This window comes from Pseudomonas sp. JV449 (genome assembly GCF_032424295.1).
Lineage (GTDB): Bacteria > Pseudomonadota > Gammaproteobacteria > Pseudomonadales > Pseudomonadaceae > Aquipseudomonas > Aquipseudomonas marginalis.
The window spans coordinates 1-13,569 of the sequence record NZ_VYKD01000020.1 but is presented as its reverse complement, the minus strand read 5'-3'; the positions used below and the strand labels follow the sequence as shown (position 1 = coordinate 13,569).

Annotated in this window: 11 protein-coding genes; 5 read left to right on the top strand and 6 right to left on the bottom strand. The window is 62.0% G+C overall.

What is annotated here, in order from left to right:
* Positions 1-354 precede the first annotated feature (354 nt).
* Positions 355-1,287, top strand: coding sequence for a helix-turn-helix transcriptional regulator (locus tag F6S08_RS19960; protein ID WP_074846008.1), 933 nt, complete (start codon positions 355-357; stop codon positions 1,285-1,287).
* Between the two features lie 14 nt (positions 1,288-1,301).
* On the opposite strand, the gene F6S08_RS19955 is transcribed toward F6S08_RS19960, so the two are convergent.
* Complete coding sequence (locus F6S08_RS19955) at positions 1,302-2,204, bottom strand: LysR family transcriptional regulator (RefSeq protein WP_027603529.1); 903 nt, start codon at positions 2,202-2,204, stop codon at positions 1,302-1,304.
* A 106-nt stretch (positions 2,205-2,310) separates the two neighbouring features.
* Between F6S08_RS19955 and F6S08_RS19950 the strand changes: the two genes are divergently transcribed.
* Positions 2,311-3,675, top strand: coding sequence for an MFS transporter (locus F6S08_RS19950; protein WP_065924419.1), 1,365 nt, complete (start codon positions 2,311-2,313; stop codon positions 3,673-3,675).
* Positions 3,672-4,946, top strand: coding sequence for a glucarate dehydratase family protein (locus F6S08_RS19945; RefSeq protein WP_065947969.1), 1,275 nt, complete (start codon positions 3,672-3,674; stop codon positions 4,944-4,946). Before F6S08_RS19950 ends, F6S08_RS19945 begins: the two co-directional genes overlap by 4 nt.
* 47 nt (positions 4,947-4,993) lie before the next feature.
* On the opposite strand, the gene F6S08_RS19940 is transcribed toward F6S08_RS19945, so the two are convergent.
* Positions 4,994-6,676, bottom strand: coding sequence for an AMP-binding protein (locus F6S08_RS19940; RefSeq protein WP_315872225.1), 1,683 nt, complete (start codon positions 6,674-6,676; stop codon positions 4,994-4,996).
* 264 nt (positions 6,677-6,940) lie between these two features.
* Between F6S08_RS19940 and F6S08_RS19935 the strand changes: the two genes are divergently transcribed.
* Complete coding sequence (locus F6S08_RS19935) at positions 6,941-7,717, top strand: ABC transporter substrate-binding protein (RefSeq protein WP_065924414.1); 777 nt, start codon at positions 6,941-6,943, stop codon at positions 7,715-7,717.
* Between the two features lie 55 nt (positions 7,718-7,772).
* Here the strand turns inward: F6S08_RS19935 and F6S08_RS19930 are convergent, their stop codons facing one another.
* From F6S08_RS19930 to F6S08_RS19915, 4 genes are all read right to left on the bottom strand, one after another.
* A complete protein-coding gene (locus F6S08_RS19930) occupies positions 7,773-8,399 on the bottom strand; it encodes a transcriptional regulator (protein WP_315872224.1) in 627 nt (208 codons plus the stop codon).
* Positions 8,399-9,532 (bottom strand): NAD(P)/FAD-dependent oxidoreductase, encoded by a 1,134-nt coding sequence (locus tag F6S08_RS19925; protein ID WP_074846012.1) that lies wholly within the window; start codon positions 9,530-9,532, stop codon positions 8,399-8,401. The genes F6S08_RS19930 and F6S08_RS19925 overlap by 1 nt, the downstream gene beginning before the upstream one ends.
* Positions 9,529-10,464, bottom strand: coding sequence for an ornithine cyclodeaminase family protein (locus F6S08_RS19920; protein ID WP_315872223.1), 936 nt, complete (start codon positions 10,462-10,464; stop codon positions 9,529-9,531). The genes F6S08_RS19925 and F6S08_RS19920 overlap by 4 nt, the downstream gene beginning before the upstream one ends.
* 69 nt (positions 10,465-10,533) lie before the next feature.
* The gene (locus F6S08_RS19915) at positions 10,534-11,472 is read right to left on the bottom strand and encodes a LysR family transcriptional regulator (RefSeq protein ID WP_065924410.1); all 939 of its coding nucleotides are present in this window, start codon (positions 11,470-11,472) and stop codon (positions 10,534-10,536) included.
* Between the two features lie 108 nt (positions 11,473-11,580).
* On the opposite strand from F6S08_RS19915, the gene F6S08_RS19910 reads away from it, so the two are divergent.
* Positions 11,581-13,080: a CoA-acylating methylmalonate-semialdehyde dehydrogenase gene (locus F6S08_RS19910; protein WP_027603551.1), complete on the top strand. Its 1,500-nt coding sequence runs from the start codon at positions 11,581-11,583 to the stop codon at positions 13,078-13,080.
* Positions 13,081-13,569 lie beyond the last annotated feature (489 nt).

Here is a 13,569-nt window from a genome sequence, read left to right as displayed (position 1 = left end):
TTTTGATTGTTTTTGGAAGGTTCGGGCTGCATGGGTGATTACAGTGGTCGTACAACATTCCAAAATCAACGCGTGCGTTAGATCGTTTTTTCTTTATGAAAAGGCCTTGAATGCAGGAGTCCAAGAAAAAACGGATTAATTTATTTGGCTAAAACCGCTGCGTTTTTTAAATAATCTATTGTTTTTTAATGATTAATTATTTTGTGGTGCGCCCGATTTTTTTGGACAGAGAAAATCGCCAACGCAGGTGAAAATAATCCGTCACACCTGGCTGTCATCCGATGACATATTGAAGCCGCGCCGGTCCGCCTGCACAATCACCCCGACCCTGTACCTGTCGAGGAGCCTCAGGCAATGTCATCACCCAGTCGAGTCCCCACTTACGTCATGCAGCAACGCAGCGAGTTGACCGACTTTTACATCCGCGACAAAAAAGGCCGTCGCGCGGAAACCAGCCCCCACCGCCATGAGTATTTCCAGATCCAGGTCAACCTGGGTGGCGACACCGTGCAGCACATCGGCAATGCCGAACGGCCGTTTCCGCGCAATGCGCTGGCGTTCATCCTGCCGCATCGGGTGCATGTGATTCCCCATCCGGCAGACAGCAACTTCATTGTGATCAATTTCTCCCAGACCTTCCTGCTGCCGCATTTGCAGTGCGACCCGATGGATCTGGAAGAGGTTTCGATCCTGCTGGCGCCCGAGTTGTCACCGTTCCGCTTCCAGGAGCATCTGGATTTCATCCTCGGCGATGAGGACTTCGGCATCGTCCGTGGCTTGATCGAACAGATGCGCGCCCTGGATGAAAACCGCCAGTTTGGCACTCGCGAGATGCTCAAGGGATTGTTGCTGCAATTGGTAGGGCGCGTGTGCGCGTTGTATGCCGAACCGCTCAAGCGCTTGGCCGAAGAGAATGCCGCCGAAGTCAGTCGGCGCGATGCACTGAGCAGAATGTCTGAGTACCTGCGCAAGAATATTGCAGACCCCGATCTGAACCTGATCAAGGTGGCGGCGGCGACTTACCTGTCACCGACCTACCTGACGCATTGGTTGCGCAAGGAAATCGGCAAGACCTTTACGGAGTTGGTGCTTGAACGCCGGATGCACGCGGCGCGCAATTATTTGCTCAATGGCACACGACCGGTGGGTGAGGTCGCCAGGTTGTGCGGTTTCGCCGACGAGGCGTATTTCTCCCGACGTTTTCGCCAGATACACGGCCAGCCACCCGGGCAATTCAGGCGCCAGCAGCTCAACCCTGACACGCCGCAATCACCCACCGGCACCTGAGTCGGCACGCGCCGTCAGTCCGCCCACCCGTCACGCACCGCACTGCGAATCCCCTCCAGCAACATCGCGAACGCCGGGTTGTCATTGTTCTCGCGCCAGATCAGGTGCAGTTCACTTTGCGCGCCTTCGCCCAGGTCGATATCGCGAAACACCACGTTCTTGAACACCACACTGCTGGCGCAACGCGGTACCAGCGCCAGCCCCATGCCGGCGTTGACCAGGGCCAGGATGGTCAGGGACGAGCCCAGCCACTGTACGTATTCCGGTGCGACACGGGCCGAGCGCAGCAGCCCGGTGAGCAGTTCGTTGAACGGCGGGTAGGCCGCATGGGCGTACATCAGGAACGGCTGGGCGTCGAGGTCGTGGACGCTGACGCTGTCGGCACTGGCCAGTCGATGGCTGCTCGGCACCGCCAGCACGAAGGGCTCGCGCACCAGGCATTCGGTGGCATAACCGGGTTCCAGCAGGGGCGCGCGGACGATGCCCAGGTCGATGCGCCGCGCGCGCAGGGCTTCGTATTGCTGGTAGGTGTTCATCTCCGAGAGGTCGATCCTGACCTGGGGCTGCTTGAGCCGTGCCTCGGCGATGACCCTGGGCAAAAACTCATACACCGCGCTGCCGACGAAGCTGATATTCACCGTGCCGATATCGCCCTCGGCAAAACGCCGTGCGGTCACGGCTGCCTGCTGGGCGCGCTCCAACAGGTTCTGCGCCTCGATGAAAAACGCCCGGCCGGCGGCGGTGAGGGCAACGCTGCGGGTGGTGCGGGTAAACAGCTCTACGCCGAGGTGATGCTCCAGTAATTGGATCTGTCGGCTGAGGGGCGGCTGGGTCATGTTCAGCCGTTCGGCGGCGCGGCGAAAATTCAGCTCGGTGGCCACGGTGGTGAAGCAGCGCAGTTGCGTCAGTTCGAACATTGATCTAATCCAGGTATCAATCGAATGCCAAGTTAGATTAGACGGGAACAATCCCCGGCGTCCATCATCGGTGCGTCCCTAAAAAAACAATGATTGGGAGTTGCCCTTGGATACCGTCCAGAATCCGCCCGACCCGAGCGTGCTCGCCCGCGCAGCCGCCAAGGTCAAGCGCCATGTACTGCCGTTGTTCGTGGTGATGTTCATCGTCAATTACATCGACCGGGTCAATATCGGCTTTGTGCGCAGCCATATGGAGACCGACCTGGGCATTGGCGCCGCCGCCTATGGCTTGGGTGCCGGGCTGTTCTTCATCGGTTACGCGATCTTCGAAGTGCCGTCCAATCTACTGCTGCAGCGCTACGGCGCACGGGCCTGGTTGACGCGCATCATGTTCACCTGGGGCGCGGCTGCGATGGCCATGGCCTTTGTCCAAGGCGAAACCAGCTTTTATATCCTGCGCTTCGTGCTCGGCGCGGCCGAAGCCGGTTTTTTCCCCGGCATCATCTACTACTTCACCCAATGGTTGCCGGCCGCCGAGCGCGGCAAGGCGATGGCGATTTTCCTCAGCGGTTCGGCCATCGCCTCGGTGATTTCCGGGCCGGTGTCGGGGGCGTTGCTCAACGTCAGCGGCTTGAGCCTGCATGGCTGGCAGTGGATGTTCCTGATCGAGGGTTTTGCCTCCATCCTGTTGTGCGGGTTTGTGTGGTTCTGGTTGCAGTCCCACCCCCATCAGGCCAAGTGGCTCAGCGACGAAGAAAAACACGCGCTGGTGACGGCCATCGCGCTTGAGCAAACGGCCCGCGAAGCCACCCAGAGCGTGCGGCCGTCGATGTTCAAGCTGCTGGCCGACAAGCAGATCGCGCTGTTCTGCTTTATCTACTTTTCCATCGCCCTGACCATCTACGGCGCCACGTTCTGGTTGCCGAGCATGATCAAGAAAATGGGCAACCTGGGCGACTTCCAGGTGGGGTTGTTCAACTCGATCCCGTGGTTGATTTCCATCGTCGCCATGTATGGGTTCGCCGCCCTGGCGAGCAAGTGGAAACACCAGCAGGCGTGGGTGGCGCTGATGCTGGTGATCGCCGCCGTCGGCATGTTTATGTCCACCACTGGCGGGCCGGTGTTTGCGTTTGTCGCCATCTGTTTTGCCGCGATTGGCTTCAAGGCCGCTTCCGCGCTGTTCTGGCCGATCCCCCAGGGTTACCTGGATGCGCGCATCGCCGCGGCGGTGATTGCCTTGATCAATTCGGTCGGCAACCTCGGCGGTTTTGTTGCACCCACCACCTTCGGCCTGCTGGAGCAGACCACCGGTTCGATTGAAGGCGGGCTGTACGGCCTGGCCGCGACCTCGCTGGTGGCCGCGGTGGTGGTGTTTTTTGCGCGCACCGCACCACGGCCCGGTGTGCCGCCCACCTCCAAACCGACTCATCATCATGCCTTGCGTCCAGGCCCACAGGGAGCCGCCTCTTGAAAATCGTCCGCGTTACCGTCACCCCCATCGCGTTTCGCGACCCGCCGCTGCTCAACGCCAGCGGTATCCACGAAGCCTTCGCGCTGCGCTCGATCATCGAAATCGAGAGCGACACCGGCTACATCGGCCTTGGCGAAAGCTACGGCGATGCCCCGGCGCTGGCGATCCAGCAACAGGTCAAGGATCAACTGATCGGCCTTGATCCGTTCAACCTCAACCAACTGCGCGCCATCGTGCAGGCCACCGTGGCGGCGCACAAACCCGCGAGCATTGCCGGCGCCGAACTGGCCCCCGGTTCCCATGCGAGCAAGGCAGTGAGCAATGCCTATTCGGCGTTTGAGGTGGCGTTTCTCGACCTGCAGGCGCACTCACTGAATGTGCCGCTGGTGGACCTGCTGGGCGGCGCGATCCGCGACCGGATCCCGTTCAGCGCCTACCTGTTCTTCAAGTACGCCGAGCACATCGACTCGCCCTATAAACCCGACAGTTGGGGCGAAGCCCTCAACGAAGTACAGATCGTCGCCCAGGCGCGGCGGATGATCGACACCTATGGCTTCAAAAGCATCAAGCTCAAGGCCGGTGCGCTGGACCCTGAGCATGAAGTGGCGTGCATCAAGGCCCTGAAAAAAGCCTTCCCCGGCGTGCCGCTGCGCATCGACCCGAATGGCAATTGGTCCCTGGAAACCTCGATCCGCATGGCCGAACTGCTCGGCGACGACCTGCAGTATTACGAAGACCCCACCCCCGGCCTGGAAGGCATGGCCGAGTTGCACACACGCACCGGCTTGCCCCTGGCGACCAACATGGTGGTCACCGATTTTGACGAGTTCCGCCGCAGCGTGGCCCTGAACAGCGTGCAGATCGTACTCGCCGACCATCACTACTGGGGCGGCCTGCGCGACACCCAGGTATTGGCGAAGATGTGCCAGACTTTTGGCCTGGGCGTGTCGATGCACTCCAACTCACACCTGGGCATCAGCCTGATGGCCATGGCCCACGTGGCCGCGTCGGTGCCCAACCTCGACTACGCCTGCGACACCCACTACCCCTGGCAAGAACCGGACGAAGAAGTGATCAAGGGCGGCAAACTGCCGATTGTCGACGGCTGCGTGAAGATCACCCGCGCACCGGGGCTGGGCCTGGAACTGGACCCTGATCAACTGGGCAAGCTGCATGACCAATACCTCAGCTGCGGCATTCGCCAGCGCGACGACGTGAAGCAGATGCAGCGCTATCAACCGGATTGGAAGACCGTCAAACCGCGTTTCTGAAGCTGGTCGCTTCGTTTTGCCCGGTGACTTGCGTCACCGGGCTTTTTTTAGCTGAAATCTTCTTCGAAGTGCTCCTGTTCACCCCGTGTGTCGCTCTGGCGCCGCACCACCTCCATCTGCCGCAACTCCACCCGGCGGATTTTGCCGGAAATGGTCTTGGGCAACTCGCTGACAAACTCGATCCGCCGCACCCGCTTGTAGGGCGCCAGATGCTCGCGGGCGAAGGCGAGGATGTGCGCGGCCAGTTCGGCGCTGCCCGGGGCGTCATGGGCCAGGATCAGGAACGCCTTGGGCACCGCCAGGCGCAACGGATCGGGGCTGGGCACCACGGCCACTTCCATCACCGCCGGGTGTTCGATCAGCGCGCTTTCCAGCTCGAAGGGGCTGATGCGGTAGTCGGAGGCCTTGAACACGTCGTCGGCGCGCCCGACAAAGGTGATGTAGCCGTCGGCGTCGATCTGCGCGGTGTCGCCGGTGCGGTAGTAGCCGTCGCGCATCACCTCGGCGGTTTTCTCCGGGCTGTCTTCGTAGCCGAGCATCAGGCCCAGTGGGCGTATATCCAGGGGCAGGGCAACTTCACCCTCGGTGCCCGGCACGCCGTCGGCGTCCAGCAGGGCCACCTGGTAGCCCGGCAACGGGCGGCCCATGGAGCCTGGCTTGAGCACCTGGCCCGGCGTATTGCCCACCAACGCGGTGGTTTCCGACTGGCCGAAGCCGTCGCGCAGCGGCAGGCCCCAGGCCTGTTGGATCTGCTCGATGATCTCCGGGTTCAGCGGTTCACCGGCGCCCACCAGTTCGCGCAGGTTCAGGCGCGATTTGTAGCTGGCCAGGTCTTCCTGGATCAGCATGCGCCACACCGTGGGCGGGGCGCACAGGCTGGTCACCCGGTACTTCTCCAGCGCGCCGAGCAACGCCTGGGCACTGAACCGCGCGACGTTATGGATAAAGATGCAGGCGCCGGCATTCCACGGTGCGAACAGGCAGCTCCAGGCATGCTTGGCCCAGCCCGGCGAGGAGATGTTCAGGTGCAGGTCGCCTGGTTGCAGGCCGATCCAGTACAGGGTCGACAGATGGCCGACCGGATAGCTCTGGTGGCTGTGCAGCACCATCTTCGGTTTTGAGGTGGTGCCGGAGGTGAAATACAGCAGCATCGGGTCCGTGGCCAAGGTACGGCCCTCGGCCTCGAACCGCTCGGGGTATTCAAAGGCGGCGCTGTGCGCGACCCAGCCAGTCGGCGCCGCTCCCACGCATACGCGGCTGCAACCTTCGCCCAGGCCCTCGAACTTGCCGACATGCGCCGCGCCGACCACCAGGTGGCGGACCTGGCCCCGCTCGATGCGGTCGTGCAGGTCAACCGGGTTGAGCAGGGCGGTGGCGGGGATCACCACCGCGCCGAGCTTGAAGGCCGCCAGCATGGTTTCCCACAGCGCCACATCGTTGCCGAGCATCAGCAGCACGCGCTCGCCACGCCGCACACCGAGGGCGCGCAGGTGGTTAGCGACCTGGTTGGAGCGCGCGGCCAGTTGCTGGAAGCTGTAGCGCTGCTCGCTGCCGTCCTCTTCGACGATCCACAGCGCGTCGGCGGCATTGCCCTCGGCCATGGCATCGAAGTAGTCCAGGGCCCAGTTGAAGGCGTCCAGTTGCGGCCAACGAAAGTCACGGGCGGCGGTGGCGTAGTCGGTACGGTGCGCGAGCAGAAAATCCCGGGCAGCCAGGAAGGACTGGGTCATGGTCGGTGTCCTTAATTATTGTTGTGGGGACTGGCCCTTCGGGTGCACCGAGAGGCTGGACCGAGTATAGGCACGCATAAATAAGAGCAAAACGCTCAAAAACACCGGAGCGTTGTGCAAAAAAGTCATGGGTGATAAGGGCTGGCGAGTGGTGATTGACGGGTTATACGTAAAAGTCCAGTATGGAATTATAAGTACAAAAGATCCCGCTCCAGCTTTTTCTTCACGCTTGCCAAAACCAATAACAACTCGCGAGACACGACCATGAAGAAACTCCCCCTCATCACCGCCCTGGCCTTGGGCCTGATCGCCTCCAGCCACCTGCTGGCCGCCGAGAAAACCCTGCGTATCGGCATCGAAGCGGCTTACCCACCGTTTGCGTCCAAGACCGAAGAGGGCAAGATCGTCGGCTTCGACTACGACATCGGCAATGCGCTGTGTGCGCAGATGAAGGTCAAGTGTGTGTGGGTCGAAGGTGAATTCGACGGCCTGATTCCTTCCCTCAAAGTGAAGAAAATCGACATGGCCTTGTCGTCCATGACCATCAATGACGATCGCAAGAAGTCGGTGGATTTCTCCCACAAGTACTACTTCACCTCCTCGCGCCTGGTGATGAGGGACGGTGCCGTGGTGGATGACCAGTACGCCAGCCTCAAGGGCAAGACCGTGGGTGTGCAGCGCGCCACCACCACCGACCGTTACGCCACCGAGGTGTTCGAACCCAAGGGCATCAACGTCAAGCGCTACAGCAATAACGAAGAGATCTACATGGACCTGGCGGCAGGCCGGCTGGATGCAATTTTTGCCGACACCATTCCCTTGAATGACTTTTTGCAGATGCCTCGGGGCAAGGGCTACGGGTTTGTCGGCCCGGAACTCAAGGACCCGAAATACGTGGGCGAGGGCGCCGGGATCGCGGTGCGCAAGGGCAATACCGCGCTGGTCAGCGAACTGAACAGCGCCATCGATGGCATTCGCGCCAGTGGGGAATACCAGAAGATTTCACAGCAGTACTTCAAGGCTGACATCTACGGCGATTGAGCGTCCTGCGCGGGCAAAATGTGGTGGGAGAGGGCAAGCCCCCTCCCACATTTGATCAGCCCTTGAGTTCCTTCAAGTGCTTGTAGACCGTGGCCCGCCCCATGCCCAGCACATTGGCCACATAGTTCGAGGCGCTCTTGCCCTTGAATGCCCCCTCGGCATACAGCGCCAGCACCAGCTCACGCTTGTGGTCACGGGTGAGCAGGTTCAGGCTCAGCTGGCGCTCGCGCATCCAGGCATGCAGGAACGTGTTGATGCGCTCCTGCCAGTCATCGCGAAACAGCGATTCCGGTTGCGGGATCAGCTTGCTCGGCGACAGGAACAGGTCCAGCGCCGCCTTGGCGTTTTCGAACAGTGAGATATTCAGGTTGATGCACAGCACTGCCAGCCGGCGCCCTGTGTGGTCATGCAACACGGTGCTCAGGCTGCGGATTTTCTGGCCATCCCAATTGAGCTTTTCGTAGGGGCCGATATTTACGTCGCTGACGTCGGCGCTGAGCATGTCCTCCAGCGCCGAGTCGTCGCCAATGCCCCTTTTGGACAGGTTATTGGCGATGTAATCGACTTTTTGCGTGCGCAGGTCATGCAGCACCACTTCAGCGTGGGGGAAGAACAGCGTGGCGATTGCATCGGCAATCGCACGGAAATTCTGCAGGACTTTTTCGTGTTCGGCGCTGTTCATCAATGGGGCTCCAGGCGGGCGAGGGAGAGCATACCAGCGTCGAGGCCGAACCGTGTCAGTGGTTCCGGCAACGCTTCACCGCGCACCAGCGCTGCACTGGCCTGGCCCATGGCGGGCGATGTCTGGATCCCATAACCGCCTTGCGCCGCCACCCAGAACAGGCCGGGTACCTGTGGGTCGAAGCCGCTGAGCAAATCACCATCGTGCACAAAACTGCGCAGGCCGGCCCAGGTGCGCGTCGGGCGGCGGATAGCCAGGGTGGTGGCTTCTTCTATCTGATAGATGCCCATGGCGATGTCCAGCTCTTCGGGCTGTACATCCTGGGGCTCCACCGGGTCGGCATTGGCCGGCGAGCCGAGGAACATGCCGGCGTCGGGTTTCATGTAGAAGGCTTCGTCGAGGGCCACCAGCATCGGCCAGGCGTGGCTGTCCACGCCTTCGGGGCCGGCGAAGATAAATGCCGAGCGCCGCTTGGGTTGCAGGCCGATGGACGCGGCGCCCGCCAGCCCGCCGATATGATCGGCCCAGGCGCCAGCGGCGTTGATAATGATCGGCGCGGTGTAGGTCCCGTCCTGGGTGTTTACGTGCCAGAGGCCCGCGCTGTCACGGCTCAAGCCCAGTACATGGCTGTCGGTACGCACTTCGCCCTGATTGCGTCGGATACCGCGCAAATAGCCCTGGTGCAGGGCGTCGGTGTCGATGTCGCTGGCGGTCGGGTCATACAGCGCGCCATGGACTTTTTCCCGGCGCAGGATCGGCAGGCGCGCGCAGGCTTCATCCGCCGTGAGCCGTTCGACCTGGGGCACCGTGGCCTTGGCGCTCAGGTACTGGGCCTGCAATTCGGCGGCGTCACCGTTGAAGTCCACGGTCATTTCGCCGCGTGGCGTCAGCAGCGGGTGCTCGCAGAAACCCGGCGGCGGGTTATCGAAAAACGCGCGGCTGGCCTGGGTCAACGCGCGCACCTGCGGGGTGCCATAGGCCGCCGTGTAGAGCGCCGCCGAGCGTCCGGTGGAGTGATAGGCTGGGTGGGATTCACGCTCCAGCACCAGCACCTTGCCATGGGGCGACAACCAGAAACCCGTGGACGCGCCGGCAATGCCGCCGCCGATGATGATGAAGTCGGCATGGCTCATAACAGTCTCCAGAGGGCATTGGCCAGGGCGATGTCTTCCAGGCCCAGGCCGATGGAACGGAAAAATACGTGGCGGTCATAGGCCGGGCGCTGTACCTGTTCACTGAGCAGTTCGGGCAGGTCGCCGACGATCGCGTTTTTGTCCCAGCCGTGCTGTTCAGCGGCGATCAGCATCTCGCCGGCCGAGCCGGGGGTGGTCTGGCGATAGTCGCAGAACACCTGCATGGCGTTGAGGCTCTGGGGCGGCACTTCATGGGCACGCGGGGCGTTGGTGCTGATCGAGGTGATCAGCGCCGGCTTGCTCAAGCGCGACGGGTCGATCACCGGGCCGGCCGATGAGGTGCACAGCAGGATCACATCGGCGTCGGCCACCGCCGCATCGCAGCTGTTGGCGATGCTCAAACGTGGATCCAGGCGTTTGATGGCGTCGGTATTGGCAGTGGCCAGGCTGGGCGAAAACACACTGATGCCCTGCCAGTCCCGCAGGTTTTTCACGTAGTGCAGATGCGCCTGGGCCACCTTGCCGCTGCCGATGATCGCCAGGCGCCGCGCCGTTTGCGGGGCCAATGCCTCCACCGCCAGCGCAGTGGTCGCGGCGGTGCGCGCGGTGGTCAACTCGGCGGCATCGCACAGCAACAGGGGCTCCCCGGTTTGCATCGACATCAACAGCGTCCAGGCCGTTACCAGCGGCCCTTGCTCGCGCACGATATACGGCGAGGTCTTGACCCCGTACACCCCCTCTTCAGCCAGCACGCCCAGGTAATTGATGAAATCGCCGGCGCCGTGGGGGAACGCCACTAACTGCTGCGCCGGTTGCACCGCGTGCCCGGCGGCCAGGGCGCGAAACAGCGTGTGCAGGATCTGCGGTACATCGACTTGGGCGAGCAGTTCACGGGCCTGGGCCTGGTTGATTACATGGGGCGCGCTGGACATGGATATCTCCGATATCTGAACTTATTTGTCCATTATGGACTTTTAGTTCCGTTGGGCAAGCTAAAAACCTCAGCCCTCGAAGCGGAATCCCGTCGATAACTTTTCCTTCAAATACCCCACCAACGCACTCACCGACTTCGGCACATGGGGCGAATACGGCCGAATCAGGTAGATCTCATCGGCAAACGCGCCCTTGAGTGTCCAGCCCTTGAGCACCTGTACCAGCTTGCCGCTGGCCAGCGCAGCGTGGGCGCTGAAGTCCGGGAGCAGGGCGATGCCCAGGTGGTTGAGCGCCGAATCACGCAGGGCTTCGCTGTTGTTGGTGGCGAAGCTGCCGGCGATGGGCACGGTGAGGCGTTCGACCTTTTTGCTGCCGCGCTCGAAGGTCCATGCGGGCTGGTCGGTGCCGCGCGGGTAGAACAGGCAGTTGTGCGCCGACAGGTCGCCGGGTTCGCGCGGTTCGCCGTGGCGTTGCAGGTAATCGCGGCTGGCGACCAGCACCGAACCGGTGTCGCACAGCTTCCAGGCCACATGGGTTTCCGGCACCTGGAAACCGTGGCGCACAGCGAGGTCGTAGCCTTCGGCCGCCAGGGAGCTCAGGGCATCCGAGACATCCAGCTGGATACGCACCTGCGGGTATTGCTGCAGGAACTCCGCCAAGTGCGGCACCAACTGTTGCCGGGCAAATGCCACGGGAGCGGTCAAGCGCACCAGGCCACGAATCTCCCCGGCGGAATCGCGCACCGACGAGAAGCTGCGCGCGATTTGCTCATAGGCACCGCGCACTTCACGGGTCAGCGACAACCCGGCATCGGTCAACCGCACACTGCGCGTGGTACGGGTCACCAGCCGTGTGCCGGTGGCTTTCTCGAGGTCGGAAATGCGCTGGCTGACCGCGGATTTACTCACCCCCAGGCGCGCAGCGGCGGCGGTGTAGGTGCCGTGTTCCTCCAGCACTGAGAGCCAGTGAATGTGGGTCCACAGCCCTTCGATCTCGGATTTTTCCATGGGCTTATTGTTCGCTTATAAGGACAATCAGTTCTTGATTCTGCTCTGGTTTGGAACAAACCGAAAGCCTATCGTGTGTCCCAACGCAACCCACCTGGATCGACTGCCATGACTACAACCATCGAGCACTACATCAACGACCAGCGCGTCAGCCGCGATGATCGCTATCAGGACGTCTACAACCCGGCCACCGGCGAAATCACCGGCCGCGTCGCCCTGGCCAGCAGCCAGACCGTGTCCGAAGCCGTCGCCGCTGCACAGGCCGCTTTTGCCGGTTGGGCCGACACCCCGCCTATCCGTCGCGCCCGCGTGCTGTTCGAATACCTGCACCTGCTGCGTGAGCGCAAGGACGACCTGGCGCGCATCATCGTCGCCGAACACGGCAAGGTCTTCACCGATGCCCAGGGCGAAGTCGACCGTGGCATCGACATTCTCGAATTCGCCTGCGGCATCCCCAACCTGCTCAAGGGCGAGCATTCCGACCAGGTCTCCCGTGGCATGGACAACTGGACGATGCGCCAACCCCTGGGCGTCGTGGCCGGTGTCACGCCGTTCAACTTCCCGGTGATGGTGCCGATGTGGATGTACCCGATCGCCATTGCGGCGGGCAACACCTTCATCCTCAAGCCAAGCCCGACCGACCCAAGTGCTTCGCTGTTCATGGCTGAACTGCTGCGTGAAGCCGGCCTGCCCAAAGGCGTATTCAACGTGGTGCAGGGCGACAAGGAATCGGTGGACGCGCTGATCGCGCACCCGGACGTCAAGGCCGTGAGCTTCGTCGGCTCCACGCCGATTGCGCAGTACATCTACGAAACCGGTGCGCGCAACGGCAAGCGTGTGCAAGGCCTGGGCGGTGCGAAGAACCACATGGTGGTGATGCCGGACGCGGATATCGAAAAAACCGTCGATGCCTTGATGGGCGCCGCCTACGGCAGTGCCGGCGAACGCTGCATGGCCATTTCCGTAGCGGTGCTGGTCGGCGATGTCGGTGACAAGGTCATCGCCGCCCTGACCGAACGCGCCAGGCATCTGCGCATCACCGACGGCCGCGACCTCAAGGCCGAGATGGGCCCGATTGTGTCCCGCGCCGCACTGGAGCGCATCAGCGGCTACATCGAACAAGGCGTGCAGGCCGGCGCGCAGTTGCTGCTCGACGGACGTGACTATGTACCCACCGAGGCTGGCCTGGAAAACGGCTTCTGGCTCGGCGCGACCCTGTTCGACCACGTGACTCAGGAGATGAGCATCTACCGCGAAGAAATTTTCGGCCCGGTACTGGCCTGCGTGCGCGTGAATGACTTCGCCGAGGCGGTGAAGCTGGTCAACGACCACGAATTCGGCAACGGCGTCAGCTGCTTTACCCGCGACGGCAATATTGCCCGCGAGTTTGCCCGGCGTATCGAAGTAGGCATGGTCGGCATCAACGTGCCGATCCCGGTGCCGATGGCCTGGCACGGGTTTGGTGGCTGGAAGAAGAGCCTGTTCGGCGACATGCATGCCTACGGCACTGAGGGTGTGCGCTTCTACACCAAGCAGAAATCGATCATGCAGCGCTGGTCGGAGAGCATCGAGCAGGGTGCGGAGTTTGCGATGCCGGTGTCCAAATAACGGCCAAAAGAACACAGCGGAACCCTGTGGGAGGGGGCTTGCCAGTCAGTTAAGGAAAAACACTGTAACTGTGGTGAGCGGGCTTGCCCCGCGCTGGGCTGCGAAGCAGCCCCAATCAGGCTCCCTGTGTTCTGTCAGGTAAACCGCAGTGCCTGGTTTTGGGTCTGCTTCGCAGCCCAGCGCGGGGCAAGCCCGCTCACCACAATAAGCTTGCGCAGGCTCACCCGATAACCCATTCGAGATTGCACCTCCACGCGCCCACGTGATCTGGGGACTACTCCTAACCTGTGGTGAGCGGGCTTGCCCCGCGCTGGGCTGCGAAGCAGCCCCAATCAGGCTCCCTGTGTTCTGTCAGGAAAACCGCAGCGCCTGGTTTTGGGTCTGCTTCGCAGCCCAGCGCGGGACAAGCCCGCTCACCACAGCAAGCCCGCTCGCCACTGGTTACTGTTTGCCCGTTCTATCTCTCTACTGATCAGCATTAGGGCAAGC

Coding starts and splice junctions, on each gene's coding strand:
- F6S08_RS19955 (WP_027603529.1), bottom strand. CDS start 2,204: ATGTTCGAACTGACGCAACTGCGCTGCTTCACCACCGTGGCCACCGAG.
- F6S08_RS19940 (WP_315872225.1), bottom strand. CDS start 6,676: ATGACCCAGTCCTTCCTGGCTGCCCGGGATTTTCTGCTCGCGCACCGT.
- F6S08_RS19920 (WP_315872223.1), bottom strand. CDS start 10,464: ATGTCCAGCGCGCCCCATGTAATCAACCAGGCCCAGGCCCGTGAACTG.
- F6S08_RS19925 (WP_074846012.1), bottom strand. CDS start 9,532: ATGAGCCATGCCGACTTCATCATCATCGGCGGCGGCATTGCCGGCGCG.
- F6S08_RS19935 (WP_065924414.1), top strand. CDS start 6,941: ATGAAGAAACTCCCCCTCATCACCGCCCTGGCCTTGGGCCTGATCGCC.
- F6S08_RS19930 (WP_315872224.1), bottom strand. CDS start 8,399: ATGAACAGCGCCGAACACGAAAAAGTCCTGCAGAATTTCCGTGCGATT.
- F6S08_RS19960 (WP_074846008.1), top strand. CDS start 355: ATGTCATCACCCAGTCGAGTCCCCACTTACGTCATGCAGCAACGCAGC.
- F6S08_RS19910 (WP_027603551.1), top strand. CDS start 11,581: ATGACTACAACCATCGAGCACTACATCAACGACCAGCGCGTCAGCCGC.
- F6S08_RS19915 (WP_065924410.1), bottom strand. CDS start 11,472: ATGGAAAAATCCGAGATCGAAGGGCTGTGGACCCACATTCACTGGCTC.